This is a genomic window from Chloroflexota bacterium, assembly GCA_016219275.1.
Classification (GTDB): Bacteria; Chloroflexota; Anaerolineae; order UBA4142; family UBA4142; genus JACRBM01.
The window spans coordinates 45,914-60,163 of record JACRBM010000052.1; the positions used below are offsets into that span (position 1 = coordinate 45,914).

Genomic DNA, 14,250 nt, shown 5'->3' on the forward strand with positions numbered 1-14,250 from the left:
TTTCGATTTGCGATTTGCGATTTTTGATTTGGCGCGCGGAGCAATCGAAAATCAAAAATCGCAAATCGCAAATATCATCCTACGCCAACGATCTCTATCTCTAACTCTAACTCTATCCCAAACACATCGCGCACCTTGCCGCGCACGAGTTCGATCAATTGCAGAACATCGCCTGCCGTCGCGCCGCCATGATTCACAAAAAAGTTTGCGTGCACGCGTGACACTTCGAGATTGCCGATGCGCGTGCCCTTGAGTCCGGCTTGCTCGATCAATCGCCCCGCGTAATCACCGGGCGGGTTCTTGAACATCGAGCCGACACTCGCTTCGGTCGGCTGCGAACGACGACGACGTTCGGTGTACTCGTTCATCCGCGCGACGCACGCGGCTGGGTCGTCGTGTTTCATCTCGAAATCCGCGCGCAGCACGATTTCATCGCGCCCGCGTTTGAACCGGCTCGAACGGTACTCGAACGCGCAATCCGTCTTGGGTAACTCGCGCATCGCGCCCGCCGCGTCGAGAATCGTGACGTGCACAAGGTTGTCCGCGATGCAACCGCCATGCGCGCCGGCGTTCCCGACAATCGCGCCGCCGAACGTGCCCGGCACGCCAATCGCCCACTCGAATCCCGACCATCCTTGCCGCGCGAGACGATTCGCAACACCAGGGAGCGACGCGCCGCTTTCGATGCGCAGAATCGTGCGTTCTGAATTTGTAACATCCAGCGAAAAATTCGCGCAGTGATTTTCGATCACGAGTCCGCGAATGCCGCCATCGCGTACCAGAATGTTTGAGCCATTGCCCAGGATGAAAATCGGAACATTATTTTGCCGCGCGAGTTTTACGAACGCGAACAACTCGTCCAGCGTTTTCGCTTCGGCGAGCAAATCGGCGGGACCGCCAACGCGAAACGTCGTGCGCGGCGCAAGCGGCGCTTTCACTTGCGCGCGTGCGCCCAGCGCCTCGCGCAGAGCGGCTAGGCGCGTTTCCATGGCATTTTCAACTTGAGACCACCGCCGTCACCGCCGCCACCTTTGCCACCTTTCTCGCCACCGCCGCCACCGCCACCGCCACCGCCACCGGTTTCACCGGGTTGTGGAACGAAAATGCGTTGCAACGCCAAGCCCATCCCAAACAGCCCCCACAGTGCGGCGAAATTGAGATTGCGGCTGTCTCCAAGATACGCGCCAAAATTAGCAAACCCTTCGATGACCCAAGCGATCGCGCCGGCGGCTTCGCCGGGATACAACACGAGCGCGACCAGGGTGATCTCGGCAATGGCGCGCCAGAACGCGTGCTTGCTGCGAAAGCCCTCACCGAAGAAAACCAAGAACAAGGTAAGGATTAAGAGTGTGACGAACGCCGACGTCGGATTTTTCAAAAAGTCGCGCACGCCCGACAAGATCGGCACACTCGAAATTGCCAGGATATTTTCTTCGATCCGCAAAACCAGGTAGACCAAAAAAATCGCAAAGAAATCGTCGAACCAGGCGCTGGAGCGTAACGCGTGGCGATAGTATCGAAACGCGAGCAATAAGATCAAAACGCCGAATAGAATCGCGAGCATCCACCCTTCGACCTTGACCGGTCCGGCAATCAGAATTACTTGATTCGGTTTGAATTCGACGCTTTGCGGAATGCGTGTTGCAACATCGTTGATCCATGTGTTGAGACCGGGAATGACGCTGAACGGTAATTTCGTTTTATCGAAGATGTCGGGCGCGCGAAAGAACGCGGCGATTTGGTTCAGCCAGTCTTGAATGAACATACTGGCGGTCAATGCGCCCCACCAAAAAACCCAACTCCGAAAATGGACGATATCAATCATAGCGTGCCCCCAGCTACGCGCTCGCCGATGCGGTATCCATCTCCCGCGCCGAGCGTGATTAGCACATCCCCCGCGCGCAGGTGCGCTTGCAAATACGCGACACATTCATCGTGGGTCGCGAGAAACCGCGCGTCGCGATGCGACATCCGCGCGACAATGTCCGCGCCGCTCACCCCGCGCGTTTCGCGTTCGCGCGCGGCGAAGATCTCGGTGACGATGACGTGGTCCGCGTCCGCAAACGCTTGCGCGAATTCGTCGAGCAGGGCTTGCGTGCGCGTGTACGTGTGCGGTTGAAATACCGCCCAGATATTTTTCCCGGCAAAACGTTGGCGCGCCGCGTTGAGCGTTGCGCGAATTTCGGTCGGATGATGCGCGTAATCGTCCACCATCGTCACACCGTTAAACTCGCCTTTGATTTCGAATCGTCGCGCCGCGCCGCGAAAATGACGCAAGGTTTGTTTCGCCGCGTTCAGATCCACGTCGACGAGATGCGCCACCGCGAGTGCCGCAAGCGCGTTCAGCACATTGTGCTTGCCCGGGATCCGCAAACGAAAATCGCCGATGCGTTCGCCGCGCAGCCAAACCGTGAAATCGCTCCCCCCATCCGCGTTGGATCGAATCGCGCTCGCGCTCCAATCGTTCTCCGCGTCGAAGCCGTAACGCACTGCCCATGCCCGCGCTCCCTCCAACTCGCGCGCGACGCGTTCCGAATCGCCGCACCCGATCACCCAGCCATAGACCGGGGTCAGCGCGATAAATTCACGAAACGCGCTCGTCACATCGTCCAGATCGCGAAACTTGTCCGGGTGGTCCATCTCGATGCTCGTGACAACAGAAATCGTCGGACGCAAACCCAGGAACGCGCGATCGTACTCGTCCGCCTCGACGACAAAATATTTGCCCTGCCCCGCGCGCGCATTGCCACCCAGCTCCGGCACGATGCCGCCGACAATCGCGTCCGGGTCGAGTCCGGCATCGGCGAGAATCACCGCGATCATCGCGGTCGTCGTCGTCTTGCCGTGCGTGCCCGCAATCGCAATCGTCGTTTTGCCGGCGGTGAGTTCCGGAAAAAAATCGTACCGTCGCGCGATGCGAATCCCGCGTCGCCGCGCGGCGATGATTTCCGGATTGTCCTCCGGCGCGGCGGATGTGGCGAGCACGAGATCCACCTCGCCGATATTTTCCGCGCGATGCCCGATGCTGATCCGCGCACCCAATCGCGCGAGTTCGTCCGTGATCGGCGATGCCTGCAAATCCGAGCCGGACACCACCTCGCCACGCGCGAGCAACACTCGCGCAATCGCGGACAAGCCGATGCCACCAATGCCAACGAGGTGAACGCGTTGGGTCATGGTTGCGATCCCGCGAATTGCGAATTGCGAATTGCGATTTCTCGCAACAAATCCGCCAGGTTCTCCGCCGCGCGTGGTTGCGCGAGCGCGTGCATCGCGTCGCGCATCGCGTTCAATTTTTCCGGTACCGCAAATAATTGTTTGAGCATTGGCAGTAATTCGTCTTTGAGCGCGGCATCGTTGATCTTGCGCGCCGCGCCGCGCGTCACGAGAAAATCGGCGTTGCGTTCTTGATGCAGTCCGGCGTACGGACCGGGGACGAGAATCGCCGGCAAGCCGAGCGCCGGAAATTCGCCGAGCGTCGCCGCGCCCGCGCGCGCCACCACGACATCCGCCGCGCCGAGCGCGTCCGGCACATCGTCGTCGAGATAGCCGAACGCGCGCACACGCTGACGCAACGCGTCCGGCAATTTCACGACCTGCTCGCCGACCCAGGATTCATCCGCGCGCCCGGTCAGGTGAATCACCTGCGCGATGCGCGCGAGAGCATCGAGATTCGCGACGACGGCTTGATTGATGTGATGTGCGCCGGAACTGCCACCAAAAATCGCGACGGTCGGCGCGTGCGCGTCGAGTTGGAATTTCGCGCGCGCCTGGTTTCGATTTACTTGAAAAAATGCCGAACGCACCGGATATCCGGTCACCACCGCCTTGCCGCGCGCGAAATGTTTTTCGACTTGCGGAAACGACACGGCGACACGCGTCGCCCAGCGCGCAGTCGCGCGAATCGCCCAGCCCGGTTCGAGATCGGGCAAATAGATCACGCTCGGAATTTTTTCCGCCGCACTCGCCCAAATCACCGGCGCACTGACGTAGCCGCCGGTCACAAACACCGCGTTCGGTTGAAACTCGCGGATGAATGCGCGCACCGTGCCGACGCTGCGATACATTCGCCACAAACTGCGCGCGGCAATCCAGGGCGACATGCCGCGCACCTGCCCAGTCTCCATCGCGCGAAACGGAATGCCCGTGCGTTCCGCCAAACGCGACTCGACGCTGTCGGCGCGACCCAGGTACATCAACTCAACGCGCGCGCGGTTCCGCATCGCGTCGGCGACGGTCAACGCGGGGTACACGTGTCCCCCCGTGCCGCCACCCGAAATCAAAAGACGCATTCGCTTCCTTCGATGTAGTTTCGCCGCGCGAAATGCTGAGCAACACACCGACCGCGACGAGTGTGGCTACCAACGACGAGCCGCCGTACGAAATGAACGGGAGCGGCACGCCGGTAAATGGGATGCTCGCGGTAACGACGGCGACATTCACGAACGCTTGAAAGATCAACCAGAACGTCAAACCCGACGCAAGCACTTGACCGAACGGATCCTTGGCGCGCGCGGCGATGCGAAAGCCGCGATACGCGAGCGCGAGAAACAGCGCGAGCACGGCGAGCGTACCGAGCAACCCAGTTTCTTCACCCAGCATCGCGAAAATACTATCGGTGTGCGCGGCAGGCACCCAGCCGTACTTGCCCAGCCCCGCGCCCAGCCCGCGTCCAACAAAACCGCCAGTGCCCAACGAGATCAAGGTCTCGGCGATTTGCAATCCTTCGTCGCCGAGCGACAGCGGGTCTTGCACAAACTTGATCCAGCGGTCGAACGCGTGCGGCATTTTGTAGACGATGACCGAGCCGGTCACGCCGCCCACGATCAACAGGAACGCGAATTGAACCAGGTCCGCCCCGGCGATGAAAAACATCGCGAGCGCGCAGAGCGCGATAATGATCGCGGTGCTCAGGTTCGGTTGCAACACGATCAATCCGCACGCGATCCCGACGATGACCGCGAACGGCAACAAGCCATACGTGATGTGACGCAATTTGTCGCCCTTGGACGACAACCATTTCGCGATGTAAACGATGATCGTGAATTTCGCGATTTCACCCGGCTGAATCGAGCCGTCGAACAACCAACGCCGCGAGCCGAACTTGGGATCGAGCGCGAGCAACGCGCCGAGCACGAGCAGCGTGACCGCCATCATCGGCAACGCGAGCTTGCCCCACAAATGATAATCGAGTTGGGAGAACACGATCAGCGCGACGAGACCGATGACCGCGAACAGACCTTGCTTCATCACCGCCGTCATCGGGTCGTTCCCCGCGCTGACGCGCGGACCGAAGGTGACGCTCCACACCATCACCAAGCCAACCGCGACAAGCGCGCCGACGATGCCGAACAGGACGAAATCTATTTTGAACATCGAACCGAGTGGTCGTGTGTTTGATTGTGCGGTCATTGATCCTCCAGTCGTCTGTCGTCTGTCGCCAGAAAACTGTCTACTGTTGACTGTTGACTATTTGTCTAAACTGCTCCCCGCGTTCAAACTCGTTCGCGAACATGCCGAAGCTCGCGCAGCCCGGCGAAAGCAGAACGACTTGTCCTTCTTGCGCGATTTCACGCGCGCGCGCAACCGCGCGTTCCAAATTGTCAAAACGTCCCGCGATGATTTCGTTCGATAACACACTCGCGAGTTGGTCTGTCGCACTGCCTTCGAGCAGAATTACCGCGCGCACTTTGCTCGCGATCACGCGCGCCAGCTCGTCGAACGCGAGCGATTTGCTCGCGCCGCCGGCGATGAGCACGATGCCCGTGGCGCTCGGCGCGAACGTTTCAATCGCGACGATGGTCGCCGCCGGTGCGGTTGCCGTCGTGTCGTTGATGTAACGCACGCCGTTCAACTCGCGCACGAACTCTTGGCGATGCGGCACACCGCGAAATTCGCGCAACGCGTCCGCGCACTGCTCCGGCGTCGCGCCGGCGAGCGATGCCAGCGCAATCGCGGTGAGCGCGTTCGCGAGGGTGTGCTCGCCGGGCATACGCAAATCGTTTACGCGCAGAACCTTGTGCGTCGCGCCGTCCCACTTCCACACGAGCCACTCACGCTCACGGCACGCGCTCCCAGCCACGCCCTTAAGGACGTGGCTAGAGCTTGTCCATACAAGCGTACCAAATCCGCGCGCGAGTTTTGTGGACGCTTTGTTGTCAAAGTTCAAAACGAGAAAATCGCCCGGCTGTTGATACTGAAAAATAATTCGTTTGGCATCCGCGTAATCGTCGAAATCGCGATAACGATTCAGGTGATCCGGAAAAATATTCGTGATCGCCGCGATGTGCGGGCTGATTTGATGCGGCGGAAATGCTTCGAGTTGCCACGACGACAGTTCGAGCACGACTGGCGTATCCGCGTCAATCTGGTCGAGCAATTCGAGCGCGCTCACGCGCAAGTTGCCGGCGACGACCGTTTTCGGATTCGCGCGTTTCAAAATTTCGCCGGTCATCAAGGTGGTTGTGGTTTTTCCCTTCGTTCCCGTAATTCCCACAATTTGCGCCGCGCCACGTGGCAACTTTTGCACAAACAACCCCATTTCCATTTCGACCGGGATGTTGTGCTCGCGCGCGAATTGTAACCATTTCGATTCGCGCGGCACGCCGGGATTGCGGACGATCAAATCGGCGTTGAGAAAATCCTGCTCGCGATGTTCGCCCAAAACAAAAGTAATTGGTAATTGGTCTAATGCCTTCAACGACGATTGCAATTCGTCCGCGCGTTTCAAATCGGTAACGGTTACGCGCGCGCCTTGTGTAACCAGCCACTTGGCGACACCCAACCCGCCACCGTGCACGCCGAGACCGAGAACGAGGACGCGTTTATTGAGCAGGTCAATCATCAACCCTACTCTTTTTTTGGCGACGCTGCAAACTTCTGGTTCAATAGGACGATTAGTTTTCTTCCTTTATCGCCATCTATGCTCACCGATGTACTTATCGGATGATAAATTCCAAAATCCTTGCGTAGAATTTCTGGACGAATCCCTTGGTCCAAATGTGGTGCAACGGCTTTCCAAGCAATTTGGAGTCTGTGCAAGTGGGTACCCTTCAACCGATCATCCGGATCGCCGGCAGTCAAAAGATGGTAGGTGTTAGGGTTTTCAACCTTGCCCCATCCAACCGCACCTTTACCCTTAGCGTAAGCTATAATCACATCACCCGCAACATAACTTTTCAGGATTTGCTCTCCCTCATCGCCGGCTTGATTGCTAAAACCCGTGCTAATCTGCCTTTTCCTGACCAACCATGCCCACCAATCATCTTGGGCAAAGCCAATATTATGCCAGAAATAACCTGGTTCACGTGCTTGGCTCTGGAAAGTCAGAGGGTATGCAAGTTCCGAAGAATGGTCAAACGCCACAGAGAAACTCAAGAAAAATTCGTTGTTGATTTCAAAAGGCGTGTACTCGATACAACGAAACGCGATACCACTTTTTGAGAGCCATTCACCCATTGAGAAAAGTGAACGGTCAAAGCTACGAGCCATTAGAATGACACGGCTATGACGGTTGATATTTTCTATCGGAATATTGCCGCCAAGAAATCTTCGAATATTTTCTTCCAATGATTGGTTTTTTTTCGCAAAGCGTGCAATGAAATTCTGTCCTTGATACGACGAGAAATCAGACAAATATTGAAGTGCCTGAGTTTCCACTCCGAGTGTCCCAACATCGCGCTTGATCTCTACTATGACGGCATTGCCAGCACGGTCTAGAGCCAAAATATCGGACCTCTTCTTCTCCCGTGTTTTGACTTGGTTACTGACCAAAAGTAACTCTTCCCCAAAAACAGAGGGCTCCAAAATAAGTTGATCTGAATCCTTCTGAGGAAGTAGGTATTTCTCTAATTCGAGTTCTTTTGGTATCCAACTCGATCTAAAGGATTCGAGATTTTGCGTTTCCTTATTGAGTTTGAATATCATAATAATTTGCCCTGTGAACAATCGCGATCCTCACCTCACCATCAAATACCCAACTGCAATCAACAACCCGACCGTCGCAACGCGTGAAAAATTTACCGGACGAATCACTGTGCCGAACAAACCGAAATGGTCAATGAGGATTCCCATTTTCAACTGCCCGATGATGCTGAGCACATTTAGATCATTCGCGGTTGTGTCCTCCTTGATGCGCCACAACTATCGCACTATCGCACTACCCCACTATCGCACTACCCCACTACAGCAACGCCAACGCAATCCCCAGCATTCCCGCGAGCAACGCCGCGAGCCAGAACCGTTGCACGACCTGGGTCTCGGACCAACCCAGCAACTCGAAATGCAAATGCAGCGGCGCCATTTTGAAAAAACGTTTGCCGTGCGTCCACTTGAAGTACGAAACCTGGATCATCACCGACAATGCTTCCGCGACAAACACCAGACCGATGAGCGGCAACAGCACCCACTGCCCAGTCATCAGCGCGACGACCGCAATCGTCGCACCGAGCGCCAGCGCGCCCATATCGCCCATAATCAGCTCGGCGGGATGAGCATTGTACCACAAAAACGCGAGCAATGCGCCGACGACCGTAAAGCAGAACACGACGAGGTACACCTGTCCCTGCAAAAACGCGACGACGCCGTAACATACAAACGCAATCGCGCTTGTCCACCCGGCGAGACTATCGAGACCATCGGTGAGATTCACCGCGTTCGAAAAACCGACGATGAAGAACATTGCAATCGGAACGTAGAACAGTCCGATGTCAATTTTTTCCGGGATGCCGGGAATCGCGATGCTTCGCAGATCGAGCACGAAATGCAACGCGAGCGCGACGACGAACGCGAATCCGACTTGCCACGCAAACTTGACGCGCCCGCGCATCCCATCGCCTTGGCGCTTGCCGCGAATTCCTTCGAGATCATCAATCGCGCCGAGAATGCCAAACAGCACCATTGTCGTCATCGGCACGAGTATCGAACGCCCGATGAACGTGTTGCCCAATAAATTCGCGATGTTTAGCGCGCCGGTAATCAGCACCACGGGAACGAGCACCATAATCCCGCCCATCGTCGGTGTGCCGGTTTTCACTTGATGCTTGGTCGGCTCGTCAATTCGAATCTGCTTGCCGAGTTTGTACGCCTTGAGCGCCCGAATCAGCGGACCACCCCACACGACGGCGATGAAAAACGAAATGGTGCCGAGAGTCAATGCCCATGCCATCAGTGTTTTCCCGCGTACCCATTTTCCGGTTTCGCCAGCGCCGCGACAATCGCTTCCATCGCCGCGCCGCGCGAACCTTTAATCAAAATCAGATCGCCTTCGCGCGCGACCTGGCGCACGAGTTGAATCGCGTGCGCGTTATCGTCCGCAAAGAACACGCGATCGGACGACATGCCGGATTCGCGCGCCGCTTCGCCAATCCACTTGCCGCGTGCGCCGACCGCAATCAACACATCCACGATTTGCGCCGCGCGTCCGCCAACAATTTCGTGACCGCGCTTTTCCATTTCGCCGAGTTCGAGCATATCGCCGAGCACCGCGATTTTGCGTCCGCTCAACTCGGCGAGCAGGTTCAATGCGGCAAGCGACGACGCCGGACTTGCGTTGTACGAATCGTCGAGCAGTGTCGTACCGTTTTCGCCCGGCACCGCGATCAAACGCAACTGCGCCGCGACATCGCCCAGCCCGCGCACGATGTCATCCCAGGACATTTCTTCCGCGATGCCAACGCACGCCGCCGCGAGCGCGGTGTGAACGCTGTGCCGACCCAGGAGCGGCACGCGCACATGCAAAACCTCGTCGCGGTGATGCAACGCGAACGCGATGCCTTCTAGTCCCTGGCTTTCAATCTCGTCCGCCCACACATCGCAACGCGGATTCAAACCATAACAGATCACGCGCGCACGTGTGTGTTCGCGCATCGCGATAACGCGTTCGTCATCGCCGTTCAAAATCGCGACGCCATTTTCCGGCAACGCCTCAACCAGTTCGGCTTTCGCGCGCGCGATGTTTTCGAGACTGCCCAGGCGTTCGAGGTGCGACGGACCGACGTTCGTCACGACGCCAATGCGCGGCTGTGCAATCGCGCACAACTCGCGAATCTCGCCAATCGCGTACATCCCCATTTCGAGCACCGCGCGTGTGTACGATTCGTCGAACTGCAACAAGGTCAACGGCAAACCGATTTCGTTATTCAGATTGCCTTCGCTCTTGAGTGTCTGGAAACGTTGCCGCAACACCGCGGCGATCAATTCCTTGGTCGAACTTTTGCCGACACTTCCCGTCACGCCGACGACCTGGCATTGCGCGAACTGCTTGCGCCAAAACGCGGCGAGCTGTTGCAGCGCGCCCAAACTCGACGGCGCAATGAAAACGGCGGGGACGAGGGGCGTGGGGCTAGGTTGCAACCCGGCAGCACCGATTTGATTGAGATCATACAAGTGCACACTCGGACCTAGCCCCAGCCCCGCGGCGCGCGCTTCGGCGAACACCGCCGCCGCGCCGCGCGCCAACGCATCACCGATGAAATCGTGACCGTCGCGCGTTTCACCTTTGAGCGCGACAAACAACGAACCAGCCCGCGCCTGCCGCGAATCCACGACCACGTGCGGAATCGCGATTCGCTGCGCGCCCTCTGGTCGCATGTTCAACAATGCCTGGAAAATATCGGCAAGTGTTAGCACTGTTCACTGTTCACTGTTGCCTAACTATTTGCCCAACCGCACCGCGTCCGGCGGCAGACCCACCAACGCGACCAACTGCTTGGCTACTTCGGCGAACACCGGCGACGCAACTTGCGAACCCCATTCGGAGGTTTGCGGGCGATCCAGCTTCACGAGAATCACAAACCTGGGATCATCTGCCGGCAAGTAACCTGCGAACGACGCGACCGTCCCGGTTTTTTCGTACCCGCCGATGCCGGAAATTTGCGACGTCCCCGTTTTCCCCGCGACGCGATACCCCGGCACAAGCGCCTTGTTCGACGATTCCGCGAGAATCGAGTCCGCGAGAATGCGCGTGACGATCTGCGCAGTCTCCGGGCGAATCACCTGGCGCACCGATTGCGATTGAACCACGTTGCGGCGACCGGACGATTCGCGCGCTTCTTTGACGATGTACGGGCGCATCAATTTGCCTTGATTCGCCACCGCCGCCATCGCGCGCGCCATTTGCAGCGGCGTCGCCGAAATTCCTTGCCCGAACGCATTCGTCGCGAGTTCGACATCGCGCCAGATGCCGTCGCCCGGCGATTTGACATCGCCCGCCAGTTCGGGCATCAGTTCGATGCGCGTGATCGAGCCAAAACCAAAATCGCGGACGTATTGATAAAAGCGTTCCGCACCCATCCCGACGCTCATCTTGACCGCTTCGACGTTGAGCGAGTGGCGCATCACGTCCGTCAAGGTTACGCGACCGTACGCCTTCTTGTCGTGATTCTCGATGTGCGCGCCGCCGAAATCAATATAACCGATATCCTCAAAGACCGTCGCCGGCGTCACCGTGCGCGCATCCAACGCCGCGGCGAGCGTGATGACCTTGAACACCGACCCAGGTTCGTACAACGCGCTCACCGTGGTGTTCTTGTATCGGTCTTGATTCGCCGGTTCATAGTACGCGTTCAGATCGGCGGAGGGCAACACGGCGAGCGCGAGCACCGCGCCGGTCTTGGGGTCGAGCACGATGATCGAACCGCTCGCCGCGCGCGTCGCACGCAGCGCGTTCGCCAGTTCCATTTCGACGATGCGCTGCATCGTCGCGTCAATCGTCAAGGTAATATCCGCGCCATCTTCTGCCGCGATGTTCGCCGGCACGTCGAACGGAATCACATCGCGCATCGCATCGCCGACCGCGTTCAACTTGCCCGGCTTGCCGGTCAGTTCCTTGTGCAAGGATGCTTCAACGCCGGACGAGGGCTTGCGCTCGACGTTCACAAACCCAACGACCGGTCCCGCCAGCGCGCCGGCTGGATAATAGCGCGTGAGGCGCGTCTCGATTTCCAGATTCGTCAGTTTGTATTTTTCTTTGAGCGCGATGATCGCTTCGCCCACCGGCGCGGTCACGTCGCGCGCGAGCCAGTCCGGTTTATCGGACTGGAGTTTGCCCACCACCGTGCCGATCGGTTGACCGAGCACCGCCGCCAACTCGCCCGCGATTTTGATTTGATCTTGCGGGTCGCGCGTCATTTTGTACGTCACGCGAACCGAATACAAGTACCGATCCGCCGCGAGCAACAATCCATCGCTCGTGCGAATACTACCGCGATGCGGCGGAATTTCTGTATTGATCGTTTGTTGTTTGATCGCAAGCGCGTTCAGTTTATCCCATTCGATGATCTGCCAATAGAATAAACGCCCGGCGAGGATGACCCCCACCGCGGCGAGAACGTAAAGCGCCAAGCGCATGCGCGCTGGTGCGCGGGGCAACGTTTGTGCGGACATCCAAACCTCACGGACCGGTTAAAGTCGGTGGACGCGGCGACAAGCCCAGGTTGACGCGCACCGCTTCCAACCAGGTAGTCGAGCGCGCAACCGGCAAGGTCTGCCAACTCGTCAACGGTTGCGGATTCTCGGTCGGAAAATCCTTGATGACCATGTACTGAACCTGGGACGGCAGCGTCGGACGCAAGCCCAACGCCCGCGCGCGTTCCGCAATGCGCGCTGGCGCGGTCAACGCGGCGATGTCAATTTCCAATTGCATATTTTCGCGCTTGATGCGCTCGGTCTCTTGTTGAATTTCGTACGCGCGTTGCCCGGTCAAGGTCGTCTGACTCGCCTGTCGCACGTACATCACCCAAAAGAACGCAAGCACAATCGCGCCGATCATCGCCAGGCGCGCGCTGGTCAAACCAAATGGATTCGGATTCGTTTGTTCGTCGTGCCGTTGAATCGGTTCAGGCATACAACTATTCCCCCTCCCCTGTTGCAAAGCAACGGGGGAGGGCTAGGGTGGGGGTCTTCGCTCCGCCACACGCAACTTGGCGCTGCGACTGCGCGGATTTGCGAGTTCTTCTTCGCGCGTCGCTTGCAACGGATGCTTGGTCAGCACATGCAGTTGCGCGCACGAGCGAAAATAGTTTTTAACGATGCGATCTTCGAGCGAATGGAACGCGATCAATGCGATGCGCCCGCCGACCGCGAGCACATCCACGATTTGCGGTAAAACATGTTCGAGCACTTGCAACTCACGATTCACCGCGATCCGCAACGCTTGGAACGTGCGCGTTGCCGGGTGAATGCCGCCGCGTCGCCCAATGGATTTTTCGATGACCGCCGCGAGTTGCGCCGCGGTCGTGATCGGTCGTGCGTACACAATCGCGCGGGCGATGCGCCGCGAAGCGTGCTCCTCGCCGTACTCGAAAATCAAATCGGCGAGTTCGGCTTCGTCGAGCGAGTTGACCAGGTCGGCGGCAGTCGTTTCGAGATCGGGATTGAAACGCATGTCGAGCGCGCCTTCGCTCGCGAACGAAAAACCGCGCGCCGCATCCGCCAACTGCATTGACGATAATCCAATATCGAGTACAATACCGTCCGCCGGAATAAAATCGTGCGCCGCCGCGACCTCGCGCAAATGTTCAAAGTTCGAATGCACGAACATCACGCGTTCGCCAAAGCGCGCCAGGTTTTCTCGCGCGATAGACAACGCGGCAGGGTCAGCATCCAGACCGAGCAATCGCCCGTCCGGCGCTGACGCATCGAGGATGCCTGCCGCGTGTCCGCCCGCACCCAACGTCGCGTCAATGTAGCGACCGCCGGGATGCGGGGCGAGGTACTCGATGATGGGCTGGTAAAGTACAGGTACGTGCGCCATCGCGACTAGGACTGCGCCGCGCGGTGCATGATGTGCCCCATCCGCTCGGCGACGACCGCCGCATTCGATTCGACCGACAGATTGTTTTCGCGATACTTGGCGGGATTCCAAATCTCGATGCGACTCACGACACCGAGCACGACAACTTCACCGTTCAACTTCGCAAACTGACGCAGATTTTCCGGCAGCAAAATGCGCCCTTGCTTGTCCACTTCGATTTGTTCCGCCATCCCGGCAAGATAACGCGCCCACGCGCGAGCATCCGCAAACTCGATGCCCGCCTGATCAATCTCGGCGGCGATACTTTCAAACTTGGCTTGGGGGAAAACAAAGAGACACTCGTCCAACCCGCGCGTGACGACCACACCGGACGCGAGTTCAGCCCGCCATTTGGCAGGCAACGTCAAGCGACCTTTGTCGTCAATCGTGTGGTGATTCAGACCTAAGAACATACGTTCGGTTTCCCACCGGGCGAACGAAACGCGTGTTCTAGAACT

The 14,250-nt window shown here is 58.2% G+C and carries 14 protein-coding genes; all 14 read right to left on the minus strand.

The window, feature by feature from the left end:
- Window positions 1–74: 74 nt before the first annotated feature.
- The 14 genes from murB to mraZ are packed head-to-tail and all read right to left on the minus strand — an operon-like array spanning window position 75 to window position 14,205.
- Window positions 75–989, minus strand: a complete 915-nt coding sequence (gene murB / locus HY868_13310) for a UDP-N-acetylmuramate dehydrogenase (GenBank protein ID MBI5303107.1) — start codon at window positions 987–989, stop codon at window positions 75–77.
- Entirely contained in the window at window positions 974–1,825 is an 852-nt protein-coding gene (locus HY868_13315) for a hypothetical protein (GenBank protein MBI5303108.1), read from the minus strand. The genes murB and HY868_13315 overlap by 16 nt, the downstream gene beginning before the upstream one ends.
- Entirely contained in the window at window positions 1,822–3,177 is a 1,356-nt protein-coding gene (gene murC / locus HY868_13320; GenBank protein ID MBI5303109.1) for a UDP-N-acetylmuramate--L-alanine ligase, read from the minus strand. The genes HY868_13315 and murC overlap by 4 nt, the downstream gene beginning before the upstream one ends.
- The gene (gene murG / locus HY868_13325) at window positions 3,174–4,292 is read right to left on the minus strand and encodes an undecaprenyldiphospho-muramoylpentapeptide beta-N-acetylglucosaminyltransferase (protein ID MBI5303110.1); all 1,119 of its coding nucleotides are present in this window, start codon (window positions 4,290–4,292) and stop codon (window positions 3,174–3,176) included. The genes murC and murG overlap by 4 nt, the downstream gene beginning before the upstream one ends.
- Window positions 4,201–5,412 carry a cell division protein FtsW gene (locus HY868_13330; protein ID MBI5303111.1) on the minus strand — a complete coding sequence of 404 codons (1,212 nt, stop codon included), beginning with the start codon at window positions 5,410–5,412 and terminating at the stop codon, window positions 4,201–4,203. The genes murG and HY868_13330 overlap by 92 nt, the downstream gene beginning before the upstream one ends.
- Before the next feature lie 40 nt (window positions 5,413–5,452).
- Window positions 5,453–6,844, minus strand: coding sequence for a UDP-N-acetylmuramoyl-L-alanine--D-glutamate ligase (gene murD, locus HY868_13335; GenBank protein ID MBI5303112.1), 1,392 nt, complete (start codon window positions 6,842–6,844; stop codon window positions 5,453–5,455).
- Between the two features lie 5 nt (window positions 6,845–6,849).
- Window positions 6,850–7,947: a hypothetical protein gene (locus HY868_13340; GenBank protein MBI5303113.1), complete on the minus strand. Its 1,098-nt coding sequence runs from the start codon at window positions 7,945–7,947 to the stop codon at window positions 6,850–6,852.
- A 9-nt stretch (window positions 7,948–7,956) separates the two neighbouring features.
- Window positions 7,957–8,142: a DMT family transporter gene (locus HY868_13345; protein MBI5303114.1), complete on the minus strand. Its 186-nt coding sequence runs from the start codon at window positions 8,140–8,142 to the stop codon at window positions 7,957–7,959.
- Between the two features lie 40 nt (window positions 8,143–8,182).
- Window positions 8,183–9,166 carry a phospho-N-acetylmuramoyl-pentapeptide-transferase gene (locus tag HY868_13350; GenBank protein MBI5303115.1) on the minus strand — a complete coding sequence of 328 codons (984 nt, stop codon included), beginning with the start codon at window positions 9,164–9,166 and terminating at the stop codon, window positions 8,183–8,185.
- A complete protein-coding gene (locus tag HY868_13355) occupies window positions 9,166–10,629 on the minus strand; it encodes a UDP-N-acetylmuramoyl-tripeptide--D-alanyl-D-alanine ligase (protein ID MBI5303116.1) in 1,464 nt (487 codons plus the stop codon). Before HY868_13355 ends, HY868_13350 begins: the two co-directional genes overlap by 1 nt.
- 24 nt (window positions 10,630–10,653) lie before the next feature.
- Complete coding sequence (locus HY868_13360) at window positions 10,654–12,384, minus strand: penicillin-binding protein 2 (protein MBI5303117.1); 1,731 nt, start codon at window positions 12,382–12,384, stop codon at window positions 10,654–10,656.
- Window positions 12,385–12,391: 7 nt separating this feature from the next.
- A complete protein-coding gene (locus tag HY868_13365; GenBank protein MBI5303118.1) occupies window positions 12,392–12,844 on the minus strand; it encodes a cell division protein FtsL in 453 nt (150 codons plus the stop codon).
- A gap of 42 nt (window positions 12,845–12,886) precedes the next feature.
- A complete protein-coding gene (rsmH, locus tag HY868_13370; GenBank protein ID MBI5303119.1) occupies window positions 12,887–13,753 on the minus strand; it encodes a 16S rRNA (cytosine(1402)-N(4))-methyltransferase RsmH in 867 nt (288 codons plus the stop codon).
- 5 nt (window positions 13,754–13,758) lie between these two features.
- Window positions 13,759–14,205 (minus strand): division/cell wall cluster transcriptional repressor MraZ, encoded by a 447-nt coding sequence (mraZ, locus tag HY868_13375; GenBank protein ID MBI5303120.1) that lies wholly within the window; start codon window positions 14,203–14,205, stop codon window positions 13,759–13,761.
- Between the last annotated feature and the right edge of the window lie 45 nt (window positions 14,206–14,250).

Bases quoted from the DNA above. Each gene is read 5' to 3' on its own strand.
- murB (MBI5303107.1), bottom strand. From the start codon at position 989: ATGGAAACGCGCCTAGCCGCTCTGCGCGAGGCGCTGGGCGCACGCGCG.
- HY868_13315 (MBI5303108.1), bottom strand. From the start codon at position 1,825: ATGATTGATATCGTCCATTTTCGGAGTTGGGTTTTTTGGTGGGGCGCA.
- murC (MBI5303109.1), bottom strand. From the start codon at position 3,177: ATGACCCAACGCGTTCACCTCGTTGGCATTGGTGGCATCGGCTTGTCC.
- murG (MBI5303110.1), bottom strand. From the start codon at position 4,292: ATGCGTCTTTTGATTTCGGGTGGCGGCACGGGGGGACACGTGTACCCC.
- HY868_13330 (MBI5303111.1), bottom strand. From the start codon at position 5,412: ATGACCGCACAATCAAACACACGACCACTCGGTTCGATGTTCAAAATA.
- murD (MBI5303112.1), bottom strand. From the start codon at position 6,844: ATGATTGACCTGCTCAATAAACGCGTCCTCGTTCTCGGTCTCGGCGTG.
- HY868_13350 (MBI5303115.1), bottom strand. From the start codon at position 9,166: ATGGCATGGGCATTGACTCTCGGCACCATTTCGTTTTTCATCGCCGTC.
- HY868_13360 (MBI5303117.1), bottom strand. From the start codon at position 12,384: ATGTCCGCACAAACGTTGCCCCGCGCACCAGCGCGCATGCGCTTGGCG.
- HY868_13365 (MBI5303118.1), bottom strand. From the start codon at position 12,844: ATGCCTGAACCGATTCAACGGCACGACGAACAAACGAATCCGAATCCA.
- rsmH (MBI5303119.1), bottom strand. From the start codon at position 13,753: ATGGCGCACGTACCTGTACTTTACCAGCCCATCATCGAGTACCTCGCC.
- mraZ (MBI5303120.1), bottom strand. From the start codon at position 14,205: ATGTTCTTAGGTCTGAATCACCACACGATTGACGACAAAGGTCGCTTG.